General features: G+C 58.5%; 15 protein-coding genes. 9 read left to right on the top strand and 6 right to left on the bottom strand.

Annotation, left to right across the window (positions count from 1 at the left end; all coding sequences use genetic code 11):
- Positions 1-87 precede the first annotated feature (87 nt).
- From O3303_RS10660 to O3303_RS10680, 5 genes are all read right to left on the bottom strand, one after another.
- On the bottom strand, positions 88-588 hold the full coding sequence (locus O3303_RS10660; RefSeq protein ID WP_269558401.1) for a hypothetical protein: 501 nt from the start codon (positions 586-588) through the stop codon (positions 88-90).
- A gap of 190 nt (positions 589-778) precedes the next feature.
- Positions 779-1,315, bottom strand: a complete 537-nt coding sequence (locus O3303_RS10665) for a hypothetical protein (RefSeq protein ID WP_269558402.1) — start codon at positions 1,313-1,315, stop codon at positions 779-781.
- Between the two features lie 35 nt (positions 1,316-1,350).
- Complete coding sequence (locus tag O3303_RS10670) at positions 1,351-2,979, bottom strand: acyl-CoA carboxylase subunit beta (protein WP_269558403.1); 1,629 nt, start codon at positions 2,977-2,979, stop codon at positions 1,351-1,353.
- Positions 2,980-3,181: 202 nt separating this feature from the next.
- Positions 3,182-4,186, bottom strand: coding sequence for an MlaD family protein (locus O3303_RS10675; RefSeq protein ID WP_269558404.1), 1,005 nt, complete (start codon positions 4,184-4,186; stop codon positions 3,182-3,184).
- Between the two features lie 58 nt (positions 4,187-4,244).
- Positions 4,245-4,970 carry an N-acetylmuramoyl-L-alanine amidase family protein gene (locus O3303_RS10680; protein WP_269558405.1) on the bottom strand — a complete coding sequence of 242 codons (726 nt, stop codon included), beginning with the start codon at positions 4,968-4,970 and terminating at the stop codon, positions 4,245-4,247.
- A 256-nt stretch (positions 4,971-5,226) separates the two neighbouring features.
- Here O3303_RS10680 and O3303_RS10685 point away from each other — a divergent pair, with 256 nt between their 5' ends.
- From O3303_RS10685 to rplS, 8 genes are all read left to right on the top strand, one after another.
- On the top strand, positions 5,227-8,052 hold the full coding sequence (locus O3303_RS10685) for a putative LPS assembly protein LptD (RefSeq protein WP_269558406.1): 2,826 nt from the start codon (positions 5,227-5,229) through the stop codon (positions 8,050-8,052).
- A gap of 272 nt (positions 8,053-8,324) precedes the next feature.
- On the top strand, positions 8,325-9,140 hold the full coding sequence (panB, locus tag O3303_RS10690) for a 3-methyl-2-oxobutanoate hydroxymethyltransferase (RefSeq protein ID WP_044016464.1): 816 nt from the start codon (positions 8,325-8,327) through the stop codon (positions 9,138-9,140).
- 117 nt (positions 9,141-9,257) lie between these two features.
- Positions 9,258-9,965 (top strand): RluA family pseudouridine synthase, encoded by a 708-nt coding sequence (locus O3303_RS10695; protein WP_269558407.1) that lies wholly within the window; start codon positions 9,258-9,260, stop codon positions 9,963-9,965.
- A 268-nt stretch (positions 9,966-10,233) separates the two neighbouring features.
- On the top strand, positions 10,234-10,989 hold the full coding sequence (locus tag O3303_RS10700) for an acyl-CoA desaturase (RefSeq protein WP_269558408.1): 756 nt from the start codon (positions 10,234-10,236) through the stop codon (positions 10,987-10,989).
- A gap of 193 nt (positions 10,990-11,182) precedes the next feature.
- Entirely contained in the window at positions 11,183-11,725 is a 543-nt protein-coding gene (locus O3303_RS10705; RefSeq protein ID WP_187313830.1) for a 30S ribosomal protein S16, read from the top strand.
- Positions 11,726-11,837: 112 nt separating this feature from the next.
- Positions 11,838-12,419: a ribosome maturation factor RimM gene (gene rimM / locus O3303_RS10710; protein ID WP_269558409.1), complete on the top strand. Its 582-nt coding sequence runs from the start codon at positions 11,838-11,840 to the stop codon at positions 12,417-12,419.
- A gap of 11 nt (positions 12,420-12,430) precedes the next feature.
- Entirely contained in the window at positions 12,431-13,108 is a 678-nt protein-coding gene (gene trmD / locus O3303_RS10715; protein WP_269558410.1) for a tRNA (guanosine(37)-N1)-methyltransferase TrmD, read from the top strand.
- Between the two features lie 172 nt (positions 13,109-13,280).
- Entirely contained in the window at positions 13,281-13,655 is a 375-nt protein-coding gene (gene rplS / locus O3303_RS10720) for a 50S ribosomal protein L19 (RefSeq protein WP_269558411.1), read from the top strand.
- A 151-nt stretch (positions 13,656-13,806) separates the two neighbouring features.
- Here rplS and O3303_RS10725 read toward each other — a convergent pair whose 3' ends face one another.
- On the bottom strand, positions 13,807-14,193 hold the full coding sequence (locus tag O3303_RS10725) for a hypothetical protein (protein WP_269558412.1): 387 nt from the start codon (positions 14,191-14,193) through the stop codon (positions 13,807-13,809).
- 158 nt (positions 14,194-14,351) lie between these two features.
- Between O3303_RS10725 and O3303_RS10730 the strand changes: the two genes are divergently transcribed.
- Entirely contained in the window at positions 14,352-17,354 is a 3,003-nt protein-coding gene (locus O3303_RS10730; RefSeq protein ID WP_269558413.1) for a M1 family metallopeptidase, read from the top strand.
- Positions 17,355-17,363: the final 9 nt, after the last annotated feature.

The raw sequence follows: 17,363 nt of genomic DNA on the forward strand, positions 1-17,363 counted from the left end.
CAAAACGCAACGGCAGTCCAGCAGCCCCGGTAGCAGCGCATACGCGGCAGTGCTTTTGCCCGAGCCGTTACAGCCGGCCTACATGCACTAGGTATAATATTCCCCATCCCAAGGAGCCTCAAATGAAATTGCAGAACCGGGTTTTAGGTTTATTATCTCTAGTTCTTCATCTGGAATCAGACCAAATAAGTAGCCATCTATAACTGTACTGAACAATTCGACTTTAATATCATGATAGCGCACGGGTTGCAATTCGGCAATCCACTGCGCCAATTTAGCTTCAACAAGAACATCATTGCCTTGGTTTGATGTACCAGCATTCCAATGGCTTGTACTCAGGTAGCGGCCCTGCTTGTCAAATAAATGCAGCAGCGCATATTCGTGCCGATGTTCCTTCCAATCATTCTTAATTATGTAGCCAGCGGAATATACAAATATGCTATAGGCCCAGAAGAGCTTACCATCAGCGGTGCTACCCAAATAGTAAGTATAAGAGTCCTCTTCTTCCCAACGTTCAATCGGCAATTTCTTCGGCCATTTCATTGGCTTTAATTTTTGTAGCAGTGTATTGATTAATTCGTGCATCACACCTGAACCACGCTCACTTTGTACGCCCTTTCAATGGGCGCGTGTTTGATTGTACAAATACCTCGAAGAATGAAGTTGCGGCAATGGATTATCAACTCCGTTGAAAACGGAAAGGAGCCAGATAATTTCTCATCTTTTTAGAAAGAAAAACGGCCCGCCGCTTCGAGTGAAACTGGCGGGCCGAATGTAATTACAACTTCTTCAGAGAAGCCATTATTTCCTTTGCTGTCGGCTGCCAGGCTACCTGGTCCTTCACCGTACAGTTGAACGTGCACAGCAAAAGCTGGCCATCTACGTCCGTGAAGAAAATCAGATTGTAAATCTCGGTGTCGACGGCCGGGGTCACCAATTCGATAAATCCCACTTTCCGACCATTTACTTCCTCCACTCCGCTTTGCATTCCTTTAGCAGATGGATAAAGCTTCGTGAACGTCTGACGGAAATTTTCCTGATAGGCAGGCATCAACTCCTGGCTGGCCTTATTGGCAGTTATATTCAGGGCGACATTGATTCCTCCTGAAGCATTGGTGTAGACCAACGTAGGACGCCGCTCGGCCGGGTATTTCGCCTTCAGCATTTCCTCCTGCATTACCTCGAACCCTTTTGGGATTTTCAGTGACACTTTTTTATCAAGCAAAATTTTCTCCTCTAATTCTATTCCAGCAGTTGCGGCCGAAAGCAGGAAAAGAGCAAACAGACAAACAATGAAATTGAACAGTTTTTGCATTTTTTTAATTATTCAATAGAGTAATAAATTTCTAATCACACCTGAATCACGCCCACGTTGTACGCCTTTTCAATCGGGGCATGATTCGCCATGGATATGCCTTGGGAAATGACTTTGCGGGTTTCCAGCGGATCGATGATGGCATCCACCCAGAGGCGGGCGGCGGCGTAATAGGGCGAGAGCTGCTCGTCGTAGCGGGCTTTGATGCGGTCCAGCAGCTCCTTCTCGGCTTCGGGCGTGATGACTTCGCCTTTGGCTTTCAAGGACGCTACCTGAATCTGTAGGAGCGTGTTGGCGGCGGCGGCACCGCTCATTACGGCCAGCTGGGCCGTGGGCCAGGCCACAATGAGGCGCGGGTCGTAGGCTTTGCCGCACATGGCGTAGTTGCCGGCGCCGTAGCTGTTGCCAATCACCACCGAGAACTTGGGCACTACGGAGTTGGCCATGGCATTCACCATCTTGGCGCCGTCCTTGATGATGCCGCCGTGCTCACTCTGCGAGCCCACCATGAAGCCCGACACGTCGTGCAGGAACACCAGCGGAATGCGCTTCTGGTTGCAGTTCATGATGAAGCGCGCCGCCTTGTCGGCCGAGTCGGAGTAGATGACGCCGCCCATCTGCATGGCGCCCTTCTTGGTCTTCACGATTTTACGCTGGTTGGCCACGATGCCCACGGCCCAGCCGTCGATGCGGGCGAGGCCGCAGAGCAGCGTCTGGCCGTAGAGGTCCTTGTAGGGCTCGAACTCCGAATCATCGACTAGCCGCCGGATGATGTCCATCATGTCGTAGGGCTTGGCGCGGTCGGCGGGTAGCAAACCCAGGATTTCGGCTGGGTTTTCCTTGGGCGCGGCGGGCGTTTTGCGGGAGAAGCCGGCGGTAGCGTGGCCGCCCAATTTATCGAAGATGTTGCGAATGTGCTCCAGGCACTCCTCGTCGGTGGCAAACTTGTAGTCCGTCACGCCCGAAATTTCGGAGTGCGTAGTGGCGCCGCCCAGCGTTTCGTTGTCGATGGACTCGCCGATGGCCGACTTCACCAGGTAGGAGCCCGCCAGGAACACCGAGCCGGTGCCGTCCACAATCATGGCCTCGTCGCTCATAATCGGCAGATAGGCGCCGCCGGCTACGCACGGGCCCATGATGGCGGCCAGCTGCACGATGCCCATGCTGCTCATCACGGCGTTGTTGCGGAAGATGCGGCCGAAGTGCTCCTTATCGGGGAAGATTTCGTCCTGCATCGGCAGGTACACGCCCGCTGAGTCAACCAGATAAATAATCGGCAGCTTGTTTTCGATGCTAATTTCCTGGGCCCGCAGGTTTTTCTTGGCCGTAATCGGGAACCAGGCCCCTGCCTTCACCGTGGCGTCGTTGGCGACTACCACGCACTGCCGGCCCTGCACCCAGCCAATGACCACCACCACGCCGCCGCCGGGGCAGCCACCCTCCTCCTTATACATTCCCTCGCCCGCAAACGCCCCGATTTCCACGGTTTCCGAGTCCTTGTCGAGCAAATACTCGATTCGCTCCCGGGCCGTGAGCTTGCCCTTGGCCTTATGCGCTTCAATGCGCTTCTCGCCGCCGCCGAGGGCTACTTTTTTCAGGCGCTGGGAAAGCTGAAAGTTGAGCTGCTTGCTGTTGTCTTCGTTTCTGTTGAATTCGAGGTTCATGGGGTGGGAATGGGTGGGGTGGCTTGTTCTGTCATTCTGAGCTTGCGAAGGACCTTATCACGCCTGAATTGCTACCAGACGTTTCGTTCAGCTGTGATAAGGTCCTTCGCAAGCTCAGGATAACAGGAGAATGCAGAACAAAAAAATCCGCCCCTCGCGGGGCGGATTCAAAGGTAAGAGGATTGCCGTTTGCGGCAGATACCTACTTGATGGTCGTTTTGGATTCGGTTTCGGTCACGGTGCCGTTGGGCTTCACGGTCGTGGTTTCTACTTCCTTCTTGGTCTTGTCCTTGCCGCCACCGAACACCGAGAAATGAACGTAGCGCTTGGGGTTGGCCTGGAAATCGGTGAGCAGCGTGTTGGTGCTGGCGGCCGTGGCGTTGAGGTTGTTGTAGAGCGTGGTGTCGTTCATGAGCTTACCCAACGAGCCTTTCTGGTCCGACAGCGAGCGGTTGAGCGTGGTCATGGTGCCCTGGGCTTCGGTCATGGTGGCGTTGAGCTTGCGCATGGCCGGGCCTACCGGAGCATTTTTCAGCGAGTCGCTGAGGGTGGAAAAGTTGCTGGCAATCCGGTCGAACTTGGTGCTGGTTTTATTCAGCTCCGAGGTCAGGCGGGCCATGTTGGTGGTAATTTCGTTGATGTTGCGCTGATTCATGATCAGCAGGTTTTTCAGGGCTTCGGTACTACCCTGGGCGTTGAGCAGCGTGGCCTGCAGGCTCACTTTCGCTTCCTTGCTCAGGAAACCGTTCACCTTGGTCAGCGTCGAGTCGACGGTGCCGAGCACCGGCAGCGCCTTGGCCTGGAAGGCGTCGGTGATGCTGGCCACGGTGTAGGATTTCAGCTCCTCACCACCTTCGTAGACTTTAGAGTTGCGGCCCAGAAACAGGGTAATGGTTTTCGAGCCCAGCAGCGAGCCGCTCAGGCTGGCCACCGTCGAGTCGCCGACCACCACGTCTTTCTGCAGCTCCACGGCCACGCGCACCTTGTTGCCTTCCTCCGGCATCAGGCGCATTTCCTTTACCTGCCCCACTTTCACGCCGTTCAGAATCACGGGGTTGCCTATCGTGAGGCCGTCCACGTTGTCGTACTGGGCGAAGTAAGTGTGGTCAGAGGAAAGCAGGTTGCTGCCCTTCAAAAAATTAAAGCCCAGGTACAGTGCTACCAGGGCCACGATGCCCAACAGGGCTACTTTGATTTCTTTCGACACGGGGGTCAAGGGTTAGTGAGAGGCGAGAGAAGGCCGCTACAAGGCGCGGCCGGGCGGGCTATTCTCCATTCATGGCCTCCAGCTCATTCTTATAGTCGCGGAAGGCCCTGAAGATACCCGAGGCCATATACGACTGATTTGTCTTATCGTTCAGGTACACTTCTTCCTGCCGGTTGGTCAGGAAGCCCGATTCGATGAGCACCGCCGGCATCGTGGATTTCCAGAGCACCAGAAACCCAGCCTGCTTCACCCCGCGCGAAGGCCGTTTCACGGTGGTGCGGAACTGCTTATCCACACGCTGGGCAAACCGGATGCTGTTGACGATGTGGGCGCTTTGGTAGAGCGAAAACAGAATGTGGCTCTGCGGCGAGGTCGGGTCGAAGCCGTTGTAGCGCTCCTTGTAATTGTCTTCCTGCAGAATTACGGCGTTTTCGCGCTTGGCCACCGACAGGTTGGCATCGGTTTTGTGCGGGCCCATGGTCCATACTTCGGTGCCGAAAGCGCCAGGCGCTGCCGCGTTGCAATGTACCGAGATAAACAGGTCGGCATTGTGCTTGTTGGCAATGCCAGCGCGGTCGGCCAGCTCCACAAACACGTCGGTTTTGCGGGTGTATACAACCTTTACGCCCGGCATAGAATCCTCTATCTGCCGGCCCAGGGCCAGAATGATTTTCAGGGCCACGTCGGCCTCGCGGGCTTTCACGCCCGCGCAGCCCCGGTCTTTGCCGCCGTGGCCGGCATCGAGCACCACGGTACGCAGGCGGTAGCCCTGCGGCTTACCCAAAACAACAGGACGTGGGGCCGGGCCTTCCGGCGCTACCGCCGCCGGAGCACCTGAAAAACAGAGTAACCCCAGCAAACACAACGTGACAATATTCCGCACAGACTTCGTTAGTGAAGAGCAGCGACGCGCTACCTTTGCAAACCGCCACAAAATAAACGAATAAAACTACGTGGCCGTACCCGAGCCCTTGCCGACCGATACGATTATTTTTATGCGCGGATTTATTCTGCGGAGCCTACGGGCTACCGGGCCAGCTATGTTGTGCCTGCTGGCGGCACTCGGGCTATTGAATTTCACGGCCCAGGCACAGGCGCCTACCCCCCGCCAGCAGCAGGCTACCTCGGTGCCCGCCGACGTGCGCCGCCCCGCCCAGATCCTGCGCGCCGACACCGCCCGCTCGGGTTTGCAGCGCCCCCGCTCCGGCACCGCCGCCGATACCAGCGGCCTGGTACGCCGCGGCTCTTCCCCCGATTCGCTGAACGTGGCAGCCGGCGCCCGCAAAGGCGGCGTGGAAACCACGGTGAAATATGCCGCCAAAGACTCCATCCGGTTTGTGGTGGGCGAGAAAAAGGCCATCCTGTATGACGCCGCCAGCGTGAACTACGGCGAGATGGACCTGAAGGCCAACCGCATTACCGTAGACTACAGCAACAACCTGCTCACGGCCGAAGGCACCCAAGATTCACTGGGCAAAACCCGCGGCCGCCCCGTGTTCAAGAACGGCGCCGAAACCTACCAGGCCGGCCGCATCAACTACAATTTCAAGAGCAAGAAGGGTAAGATTGCCGATGCCGTAACCCAACAGGGCGAAGGCTACCTGCACGCCGAAACCATCAAGAAAAACCAGTTCAACGAAATCTACGGCCGCAACGGGCGCTACACCACCTGCAACCTGGAAGACCCGCACTTTTACATCAATGCCAGTAAGATGAAGGTGATTCCGGGCCAGAAAGTCATTACCGGGCCTTTCAACCTGGTGATTGGCGGTATCCCGACGCCGCTGGGGCTGCCGTTCGGCTACTTCCCCTCGCCTAGCTCCACCCGCGCTTCGGGCCTGATCATCCCCACCTTCGGGCAGTCCACGGACCGGGGCTTTTTCCTGCGCAACGGCGGCTACTACTGGGCCGCCAACGACAACATTGGCGTGCGTTTCACCGGTGATATTTACTCGGGTGCGGGCCAGCAGTTCGGCGGCTGGCGCGGCATGGCCGAAATGCAGTACATCAAGCGCTACCGCTACGACGGGTTGTTGAGCTTTGCTTTTGCTTCGCAGCCGGCCGAACGAATATTGCAGGAAGATGGCGTTACGGCATCCGGCGCTGTATTCCCCCCTCGTAAGCCGCAGACCATCTGGATAAGATGGCGCCACGCCCCAGCCCCGCGCCCAGGTGGGGGTCGTTTTTCGGCCAGTGTTGAGGCTGGCAGCTCCCAGTACAACCAGCAGAACTCGTTCGAGCCGCGCCGCTTCCTGACGCCGGCCTTCTCCTCTACTGTCAGCTACAGCAAGCAGCTGCGCAACGCGCCCATCAACTACTCGCTGAACCTGAGCCAGACCCAAAACACGCAGACCGGCGAAATGAGCTTCGTGCTACCCGACGCCACCGTGCAGGTGGCGCGCCAGTACCCGTATCAGTGGCTGGGCCTTTCACCGCGCGACCGATTCTACGAGCAGCTTTCCTTTTCCTACTCGCTCACGGGCCGGAATCAAATTACGAATACCCAGGCGGCGCGGCAGCTATCGGGCGTGCCACTGCTGGGTGGCACCAGCACCGGCAGCGTCATCCCCATCCGGCTCGATAACATTGCGACGCTGCTGCGCAACTCCCAGACCGGCCTACGCCACGATTTTCAGATTCAGCTGGGCAGCTACAACTTCCTCAAACACATTAACGTCAGCCCGGCCATCAGCTACAACGAGGTGTGGTTTTTCAAGAGCTTGGACTACTCCTTTAACGAAACGGCCCAGGCAATTCGCATAGATACAACCACCGGCTTCAATCGGCTCTACACGGTTTCGGGTGGCTTCAACCTGGGCACCAACTTCTACGGGACGCTGGTGCGCAAGGGCACCCGCAAGATCCAGGCAATTCGCCACAAGGTCACGCCCAACATCAGCTACCAGTATGCGCCCAAGGCCAACCCCGACTATCGGCAGAACCTCAACCTGCCGCTGGGCACCAGCCTTGACGCGCAGGGCCGCCTGGTCGATTCGCGCATTTTCTCGCGCTACGAAGGCTTTCTGTACGCCACACCTGCCGGCCAGCGGCAAAGCCAGGTGAGTTTCTCGCTGCAGAACGCCGTGGAAATGAAGGTGCGCAACAAGAACGACACCACCGGCACCACGCCCTTCAACAAGGTCAGCCTTATTGACGGCCTCGACTTCAGCACCGGCTACAATTTCCTGGCCGACTCTCTGCGTTTGTTACCGGTCAGCGCCACGTTCCGAACCCAGGTTGCCAAAAAGCTCAGCATCAACATTACTGCTTCCCTTGATCCTTACCAGCGCGACACGGCCGGACGCACCATCAACAAGTACCTCTTCGATCAGCAGAGCCGCCGCTTGGCGCGCCTCACGTCGGCTTCGCTGCAGATGAACTACCAGTTCAACCCGGCCCAGAACCCGAACAAGAAAAGCAACATCCCGCGCGCCGTGGCGCCCGTGAATGACCCCTCGCTCGGCAACCCCAACCCCATCAACCCCTACGAGGACTACGTAGACTTCGAGCTGCCCTGGGAAATGACCACCGGCTTCTCCATCCTCTACGTCGATCCGGGCGTGCGGCCTTCGCGCGGCACCTACGTGCGCACCCGCGCCTTCACCACGGCCGCCCTCAACCTGAGCGGCTCCGTGAAGCTCACCAACAACACCCGCGTGGGCTACACCACCAACTACGACTTCATCAACAAGACGCCGGCCTTCACCTCGCTGGACATCTTCCGCGACCTACACTGCTGGCAGATTACGGCCAACTGGCGCCCGTTTAGCGGCTACGGCCAGGGCTACTTCGTGACCATCGCCGCCAAGTCGTCGCTGCTGCAGGATCTGAAGCTGAACCGCAACCGCACGTTCCTGAATTACTAGGATTGGGGCCAGGGTTGTATATGGATGTAGAGACGCAATATTTTGCGTCTCGTCGTTGAACAAAATCGTCGGACGATGCTCACGCACGCTGTCCAACGACGAGACGCAAAATATTGCGTCTCTACATCCGCATACAACCCGAGAACCGCTCCAAGTCTCGCACACAAGCTGCGTTTGGCCGGCTTATTTCTGAAAAATCCGCAGCTTTGACCTGCGGCTGCGGCCCACGGTTTCCCATTTGCCCTCCCTTCGCCCCTAACAACCACCCAACCATGTCTCAGCACAAAGAAGTCAAGCTCGTGACCACCCATCAGCTGCTGGCCATGAAGCAGCGCGGGGAGAAGATTTCCATGCTCACGGCCTACGATTTCTCCATGGCCACTATCCTCGACGGCGCCGGCATCGACGTGCTGCTCGTCGGCGACTCGGCCTCCAACGTCATGGCCGGCCACGAAACCACGCTGCCCATCACCCTCGACCAGATGATTTACCACGCCCAAAGCGTGGTGCGCGCCGTGAAGCGCGCCTTTGTAGTGGTGGATATGCCGTTTGGCTCCTACCAGGGCAATTCGTCGGTGGCGCTGCAGTCGGCCATCCGTATCATGAAGGAATCAGGCGGGCACGGCATCAAGCTGGAAGGCGGCGCCGAAATCAAGGACAGCATCACCCGCATCCTCACGGCCGGTATTCCCGTGATGGGCCACCTAGGGCTCACTCCCCAAAGTATTTATAAATTTGGCACCTACACCGTGCGGGCCAAAGAGGAAGCCGAGGCGCAGAAGCTCATCGAAGATGCTTTGCTGCTCGAAGAAATAGGGTGCTTTGCCCTGGTGCTGGAGAAAATCCCATCGTCGCTGGCCAAGCAGGTAGCCGAAAAGCTCACCATTCCGGTCATCGGCATCGGGGCCGGCCCCGACGTAGACGGGCAGGTGCTGGTAGTGCACGACATGTTGGGCATCACCAAAGAGTTCAAGCCGCGCTTCCTGCGCCGCTACGCCGACCTGGGCGACATCATGCACGAAGCCGTGCAGCGCTACATCCAGGACGTAAAAAGCCGCGACTTCCCCACCCAGGAAGAAGCGTACTAAATCAATTATCCTGACTGTCATTCCGAGCGGAGCGAGGAATCTGAAGTAGCCTGTTTGCTACTATAGGAGCCAGATTCCTCGCTCCGCTCGGAATGACAGCCTTACTTTTTCCTCAGAGTGAATCGTCCGAATCTGTGGTCGGAACAGAAGGAAATTCTGTTCGAAGACAACCATCTGCTCGTCATCAACAAGCCTGCCGGCCTGCTCGTGCAGGGCGACGCCACCGGCGACGAGCCCCTGTCGGCTAAGGCCGAGGAATACCTGCGCTTTAAGTACAAGAAGCCCGGCGCCGCTTTCATCGGCGTGGCGCACCGCATCGACAGACCCGTGAGCGGCATTGTGGTGATGGCCAAAACCAGTAAAGCCCTGAGTCGCCTGAACGAAATGTTCCGCGACAACAAGATGCGCAAGACTTACTGGGCCCTGACCGGCATGTGCCCCAACCCGCTCAGCGGCCACCTCACGCACTGGCTCGTCAAGGACCCCATCCGCAACACCACCAAGGCCTACCCCGAGCGCCACGGCCAGGGCCTGAAATCGGAGCTGGACTACCAGGTGCTGGGGCAGGCCGGCAACCGCTGGCTGATGCAGGTGAACCCCATCACGGGCCGCCCACACCAGATTCGGGTGCAGCTAAGCTCCGGCCTGGGCACCCCCATCGTCGGCGACGTGAAGTACGGCTTCATTGCCCCGCTGCCCGACGTGAGCATCGCCCTGCACGCCCGCCAGCTGGAACTGCAGCACCCCGTCACGAAGGAAAACATGGTGCTGGTAGCGCCCCTGCCCGACATGCCGCACTGGGAAGCCGCGCAGGCTTATTATTAGAGGTGAGATTGTAAGAAGTGAGAGGTGAGACTTTCGTTCTGTAACCCAAGCGGGCTAACGGAACGAAAGTCTCACCTCTCACTTCTTGTAGTCTTACTTCTGATCAATATCAATCCAACAACATTTTGGCCTTTTATATAGCAAAATTGCGCTAGAGGCAAGTGTGGCCGTAGTTTTGTAAAACGGCTTCTGAACTATTGAGCGCCATTCGTGCTTTTCGCACTGATCCCGCAGCCGTTCATGCACTGCTTCTAATCCATTTCAGCCCATGGCAATCCTCGTTTTCTTTGTTGCCCACTACTATTTGTCGCTGTTCACGCAGACATTCTACCTGCACCGCTATGCGGCGCACAAGATGTTTACGATGAATAAGTTCTGGGAGAAGTTCTTCTTCCTGTTCACCTACATCTGCCAGGGCTCATCATTCCTGTCGCCACGGGCGTACGCGCTGCTGCACCGCATGCACCACGCCTACTCCGACACCGAAATGGACCCCCACTCGCCGCACTTCTCCTCGAATGCCTTTTCGATGATGTGGAAGACTAAGGTGATTTACAACGAAGTAGTGCTGGACACCCACGACGCCGCCAAGCGCTTCGAAGGCGACACGCCGGAGTGGAAATGGCTGGACAAGTTCGGGGGCACCGTGTATTCCCGCCTGGGCTGGGGCACGGTTTACGTCCTATTCTATATCAACTTCGCAACGGCCTGGTGGCAGTATCTGTTGCTGCCGGTTCACTTCCTGATGGGTCCCATCCACGGTGCCATCGTAAACTGGGGCGGCCACAAATACGGCTACCAGAACTTCGACAACCACGACAAGTCGCGCAACACGCTGCCCTTCGACTTCCTGGCTTTTGGCGAGCTGTTCCAGAACAACCACCACAAGCTGCCGATGCGCGTGAACTTCGGCGTGAAGAAGTGGGAGCTGGACCCCACCTACTCCGTTATCTGGCTGCTCGATAAGGCCCGCATCGTGAAGGTGAAGCGGAAATGGCAGCAGCCGCTGCCCGTGGCCGCCTAATAACCGATATTTTGTTTGCCCCAAAAAGGCTGTTGCTGTCCGGCAACAGCCTTTTTTTTGCTATTCGGCGCCTGATTAAGGTTTCAGCACACAGCCAATCTGCGGAATGCTTTCAATCCGCCTAATATGTACCTACCTTTGCACCTCATTTTCAACCAGACGCACGAGTTGCGTCGCTTAACCAACCCGGTTTATGGCAGTTAAAATCCGCCTCGCCCGTCGTGGCCGCAAAAAGGCCGCTCAGTTCGACATCGTTGTTGCCGATTCGCGCGCTCCGCGTGATGGCCGTTTCATCGAGAAAATCGGTACCTACGATCCAAACACCAACCCCGCTTCCATCAACTTCGATGGCGAGAAGGCGTTTGACTGGATCATGAAAGGTGCCCAGCCTACCGACACGGTACGGGCTATGCTCTCTTACCGCGGCGTACTGTACCGCAAGCACCTGCAGCTGGGTGTTATCAAAGGCGCCATTGCGCAGGACGTAGCCGACCAGCGCTACGCCGACTGGAAAGAGCAGAAAGACGCTAAAATCGAAGGCAAGCGCACCACTATCGGTACGGCCAAGGAAGAAGCTCGCAAGAGCGCTCTGGCTGCCGAATCGAAGGTGAAGGAAGCCCGCGCTGAGGCTATCCGCAAGAAAAACACGCCCGCCCCAACGGAAGCTCCGGCTGCTGAAGGCGAAACCACCGAGGCAGAGGCTACGGCCGAAACCACGGACGAAGCCGGCGCTTAGTTTTCTGGTGAATAAGTAGTTAGGTGATTATGTGGCAAAGTGCGGTGGCCCATCCGGCCGGAGCAGTTTATCACGTAATCACCTAATCACTTACAGCCCTTATCCTCCGATTATGACACTTGACGACTATTATCAGCTTGGCTCCATCGGGAAGCCACACGGCCTGAAAGGGTTTGTGATGGCCTTTCTCGACGTAGACGACCCGCAGGAGTACCGCAAGCTGAAATCGGTGTTGCTGGAGATGCCCACGGCACCCGGCAAGCTGGTGTCGTATGATGTGGAAAAGCTGCAGCCGCAGTCCAATGAGCGGGCCTTGCTCAAGCTCAAAGGTATCGACCGGATTGAGGAAGCCGAGCCCCTGCGCAACGCCAAGCTCTACCGTTCTCTGCAAGAGCTGCCGGCGCTGGCCGCCGACCAGTTCTACTTTCACGACGTCATCGGCTACACGGTGCTCGACGAGAAACTAGGGCAGTTGGGCACCGTGGAAACCTTCTACGAACTGCCTCAGCAGGACGTGCTGGCCATGCGCTATAAGGGCCAGGAAGTGCTGATTCCGGTGGTGGACGAGTTGGTGTCGCACGCCGACCAAGCTACCAAGACGCTGCACGTAACGCTGCCCGATGGGCTGTTGGACGTGTATCTGCAGCCTTCCTCGCGCGAGCAGGACGAGCCCGACGAAACCGAAGAAGCCTAGTTCCGGCCATCATGCGCATCGACATCGTCACGTGTCAGCCGGATTTGCTGATCAGCCCCTTCGCGCACTCCATCGTGAAACGCGCGCAGGATAAAGGGCTGGTCGAAATTAAGCTGCATGATCTGCGCCGCTATGCCATCAACAAGCACGGCCAGATCGACGACTATGTGTTTGGCGGTGGCGCCGGCATGGTGTTGCGGGTAGAGCCCATTGCGGCCTGCTTCGACGCTTTGCTGGCCGAACGCAGCTACGATGCCATCATCTACTTGACGCCCGACGGGGAAACCCTGCGGCAGCCTCTGGCCAACCGCCTTTCCTTGGCGGGCAACTTGCTGCTGCTGTGCGGGCACTACAAAGGGGTTGATGAACGGATCCGGCAAGCCTATATCACCCACGAAATCAGCATCGGCGACTACGTGCTGAGCGGGGGTGAGATGGGGGCGGCGGTGCTCGTGGATGCGGTGGTTCGGCTATTGCCCGGTGTGCTGGGCAACGAGGAATCAGCCCTCAGCGACTCGTTTCAGGACAACCTGCTGGCCCCGCCCGTGTACACCCGCCCGGCGGAATGGCGCGGGCTGCCGGTTCCGGAAATCCTGCTCTCCGGCAACACCCCCAAAATTGACGTCTGGCGGCACGACCAGGCGCTGGAAAGAACCCAGCTCCGCCGCCCGGACTTACTAAATGGCTAGCTGAATTGAATTGTGAATTAGCTGCTCAGTTGCCTGCCCCGTGAACGGCCAAGCATTCAGCTATTTACCCATTCAATATTTCAGCTTGCAATCCTAAAAACAGAGGGCTATATTTGCACCTCTTTACCCGAAACCCCAGACGGCGCGGCCGTCCTTCAAAGTTTTTTCAGCCATGAGCGTACTACTCGATTTTATTCAGCAGGAATCCCAGGAGCGCCGCGCCAGCTTCCCCGCCTTTGCTGCCGGCGACACCGTTAACGTTCACGTTAAGATTCGCGAAGGCAACAAGGAGCGCGTACAGCAGTTCCAGGGCGTTGTAATCCAGCGCAAAAACAGCAACTCCAACGGCGAAACCTTCACCGTTCGTAAGATCTCCAACCAGATTGGTACCGAGCGTATCTTCCCACTGCTGTCGCCTAACATCGACAAAGTGGAAGTAATCCGTCGCGGTAAAGTACGTCGTGCCCGTCTGTTCTACCTGCGTGGCCTGTCGGGCAAAGCAGCTCGTATCAAAGAGAAGCGTCGCACGGTGGTTGCGGCTGCTTAAGCTTTACAGCTTACTCAATACGGCAACGGCCGGCTTTCCTCGCGGGAAGCCGGCCGTTGTCTTTTTGCGGCCAGCCATTTGCATTGGCCCACAAAAAAAGAGGCGCTTCCCTGCGGAAGCGCCTCTTTTTTAATCTATGCTTAGCCTGAACCTACTCGGCCGACTGCGCACCCGACATCTGCTTGGCAGCAGCGGTCAGGGCGTCGCCCAGCTTGGTCACGCGCTCGGCAGTGTTGGGGTTTTCGGCGAATACGGCCGATTTGGTGGTGTTGGTGCCGAGGCGGGCCAGCAGCTTGCCTACCAGGTCCTTGTCGATGCCGCCACCGTTGAAGTGGGCCTTCAGGTCCTGCAGGTCTACTACAATCTGGTGCAGCTCAGGGTTGTTGACATCCTTCAGATCTTCAATCCAGCGCTGGAAGTGGTTGTCGATGCCGGAACGATCCGCTTCTTCCTGCAGGTCGCTGCCGAGGATTTTTACGGCGCCGTCGAGGTGGTTCTGGTGCTGGGTGTCGTCTTTGGGCTGCTTATGGAATGACATGTCGGAGAAATTTGGCTGCCGGCACTAGGCGGCAGGGTGAAACATATGGGCCAACAAACGCAAGGGGTTAAGGAAAGGTTATGCCACGGCCGGGCCGCAATACGCAGCAGACCCTTACTTTCGTTTCCTGTTTGTCGTTTCGCCTGTTGCTGCTTTGTATGAAAAAATTTCTGGTTGGCTGTAGCCTGTTGCTCCTGCCCCTTTGCGCTGCGGCGCAGCCCTCGGCACCGGCCCGAAGCGCGGCCGCCTACTGGCAGCAGCAGGTCAGCTACTCCATCGACGTCACGCTCGATGACAAGCAGCACCAGCTGACAGGCCGCGAGGAGCTGGTGTACACCAACAACTCGCCCGACGCGCTGCCCTTCATCTGGTTTCATCTGTGGCCGAATGCCTACCGCGACGACAACACGGCCTTCGCCCGGCAGCAGCTACGCAACGGCAGCCGCAAGTTTCACTTCGCCACCCCAGAGCAGCGCGGCTACATCGATCAGCTCGACTTCCAGGTGAACGGCCAGCCGGCCAAGCTGGAGCTGGACCCTGAGAACCCCGACATGGCCAAGTTGCTGCTGCCGCAACGGCTGGCGCCCGGGGCCAGCGCCACCATCAGCACGCCGTTTCGGGTGAAGATTCCCGATTCTTTCTCACGCTTCGGCCACGTCGAGCAGAGCTACCAGATTACGCAATGGTACCCCAAGCCGGCCGTGTACGACCGGCGCGGCTGGCACGTCATGCCCTACCTCGACCAGGGCGAATTCTATTCGGAGTTCGGCTCGTTTGACGTGCGCATCACGCTGCCGGCCAACTACACAGTAGGCGCCACGGGCGTACTCCAGAACCCCGAGGAGCAGCAGCGCCTGCGCCAGCTGGCAGCAGTAGAGCTTCCTATAAACGGAAATTCCAGCACGCCTCCTCAGTCCATGAAAGCCGAGCCCGACCTGACGTTCCCGGTTTCGGTGGCCGAAACCAAAACCCTGCGCTACGTGCAGGACAGGGTCCACGACTTCGCCTGGTTTGCCGACAAGCGCTTCAACGTGCGGAAAAGCGCCGTGACGCTGCCCTCGGGCCGCGTGGTGGATACGTGGGTGATGTTCACCAACAAGGAGGCGGAGAAGTGGGTGAAAGGCCTGCAGGACGTGGATTCGGCGGTGGTGTACTACTCGCGCTGGGTGGGCGAGTACCCGTATAGCGCCGCTACAGCCGTAGATGGCGCCCTAAGCGCCGGCTCGGGCATGGAGTACCCGATGGTGACCGTCACGCAACCCTCGGCCATTGTGCACGAGGTGGGCCACAACTGGTTCTATGGCATCCTGGGCACCAACGAGCGGGACTTTGCCTGGATGGACGAGGGCGTGAACTCCTACGTGGAAAACCGCGTGGCGTCCCGCAACGGCGAGCAGGCCGGCGGCCTGCTGGGTTTGCCCACCAAAGGCGCCGGGGCCGCTGCCCTTACTCTCGACGGCCTGCCCGAAGCCGCCCTCAACTACATTCCGTACCAAGCCGTAGCCAGCCGCAGCCTCGATCAGCCCGTCACCAACTTCGCCTCCGCCGACTACGGCAAGCTCAACTACGGCATCATCGTGTACGGCAAAACGGCCTCGCTGCTGCAGTACCTGGCGGGCTACCTGGGCCAGGTGAAGTTCGATGAGGCCATGCAGGCATACTACACCCGCTGGCAGTTCCGCCACCCCTACCCCGAGGATATGCAGGCCGTGTTCGAGGAAGTGGCGGGCCAGAAGCTCGGCTGGTTCTTCAATGACATGCTCAACGGCCAGAACCGCTACAACGCCGTGCTGTCGAAGTCGAAGCTGGAGAAGGGCCAGCGCAAGGTGCTGATCCGCAACGACTCGCCGGCGCCGTTTCCGTTTCCGGTAGCCAGCCTCGACGCCAACGGCCGGGTGCTGGAAACCCAGTGGACCAAGCCCTTCGCCCGCACCGATGAGTCGGACGATGCTGTGCTGCGCTTCCGCGACGAAAACGTGGCCAGCCTAGTGGTCGACCCCGACTACCTCACGCCCCAGCTTAACCGCCGCGACGACCACCTGCGCACCACCGGCTCGTTCCGGGCGCTGGAGCGCATCCGGCTGCGGCCCCTGCTCAGCCCCGAGCGCTGGGATCAGGCCGCCATCAACTGGCTGCCGGTGGTGGGGGCCAACACGTCGGATAAGTTTATGCTGGGCGCGGCTTTCTACAACAGTCTGCTCAACGTCAAGAAGTTCAGCTACCTGGTCATGCCCATGTACAGCTTCAACCAGAAGGAGCTGAACGGCATCGGGATGCTGAACCTCAATATTCTGCCGGAGCGCATTACGCGCCGGGCCGTAGTGGGCGTGCAGTTTCAGCGTTTTGAGCGCTACCAGAAGGTGGAACCCAGCCTGACGCTGTCGTTCCCGCACTCGGCCTTCAACGCGCCGCAGCACACCGTGAAGCTGGCGAATACGGCCATTGAAAACCAGGACGCCGGCACCACCAGCAGCATTCAGTCGCTGGAGTACGGTTTCCGGGCCGGCAACGCCCTCTACCGCTGGGATGCCCACGCCGAGTTCAACTACCTCACCCCCGACCTGGCCAACGACAACGTGCGCGCCGATGCGGCGCTGCTGCGGGCCGAGGCCAGCTACCTGCGTTACTACTCGCCCAAAAAGACCTTTTCGGTGCGCGTGTTCGGCGGGGCCTTCCTCAACAAGGCCAACGACACGCCTTTCGTCATCGGGCTGAGCGGCAGCCCCGACTACCGCCGCCAGACTGTCTTCCTGGACCGGCAGCAGATTTCGCCCAGCCTGGCCGCCCAACAGCACCAGTTTGATGGCCGCGACGGCGCTTTCAAGGCCTATCTGCCCGCCAGCAGCAGCCGCTGGCTTACTACCCTCAATCTTCAGGCCGATCTGCCCGTGACGCCGTTCGGGGTGTTTGCTGACTTCGGCATGACCAAGGAGCAGAACCGCGTAGCCGCCGGCCGCAGCCCGCAGCGGGCCTACTACGATGCCGGCCTGTCGTTGCCGCTGTTCAACAAGCTGCTGAGCTTCTACCTGCCGCTGGCCGGCTCGCAGTACGAAAACGGCCTGCCCGGCAGCCGCCGCGCCCTCACCAACCAGCTCCGCTTTGTGCTGCGCCTCGACCAGCTCAGCCCCTTCCGGCTGCTGGACGAGCAGCTGGCCCAGTAACCGCTAGCG

It is taken from the genome of Hymenobacter canadensis (assembly GCF_027359925.1).
GTDB classification, from domain to species: domain Bacteria; phylum Bacteroidota; class Bacteroidia; order Cytophagales; family Hymenobacteraceae; genus Hymenobacter; species Hymenobacter canadensis.

Coding starts and splice junctions, on each gene's coding strand:
- O3303_RS10665 (WP_269558402.1), bottom strand. CDS start 1,315: ATGCAAAAACTGTTCAATTTCATTGTTTGTCTGTTTGCTCTTTTCCTG.
- O3303_RS10670 (WP_269558403.1), bottom strand. CDS start 2,979: ATGAACCTCGAATTCAACAGAAACGAAGACAACAGCAAGCAGCTCAAC.
- O3303_RS10685 (WP_269558406.1), top strand. CDS start 5,227: ATGTTGTGCCTGCTGGCGGCACTCGGGCTATTGAATTTCACGGCCCAG.
- panB (WP_044016464.1), top strand. CDS start 8,325: ATGTCTCAGCACAAAGAAGTCAAGCTCGTGACCACCCATCAGCTGCTG.
- O3303_RS10700 (WP_269558408.1), top strand. CDS start 10,234: ATGGCAATCCTCGTTTTCTTTGTTGCCCACTACTATTTGTCGCTGTTC.
- O3303_RS10705 (WP_187313830.1), top strand. CDS start 11,183: ATGGCAGTTAAAATCCGCCTCGCCCGTCGTGGCCGCAAAAAGGCCGCT.
- rimM (WP_269558409.1), top strand. CDS start 11,838: ATGACACTTGACGACTATTATCAGCTTGGCTCCATCGGGAAGCCACAC.
- trmD (WP_269558410.1), top strand. CDS start 12,431: ATGCGCATCGACATCGTCACGTGTCAGCCGGATTTGCTGATCAGCCCC.
- rplS (WP_269558411.1), top strand. CDS start 13,281: ATGAGCGTACTACTCGATTTTATTCAGCAGGAATCCCAGGAGCGCCGC.
- O3303_RS10725 (WP_269558412.1), bottom strand. CDS start 14,193: ATGTCATTCCATAAGCAGCCCAAAGACGACACCCAGCACCAGAACCAC.
- O3303_RS10730 (WP_269558413.1), top strand. CDS start 14,352: ATGAAAAAATTTCTGGTTGGCTGTAGCCTGTTGCTCCTGCCCCTTTGC.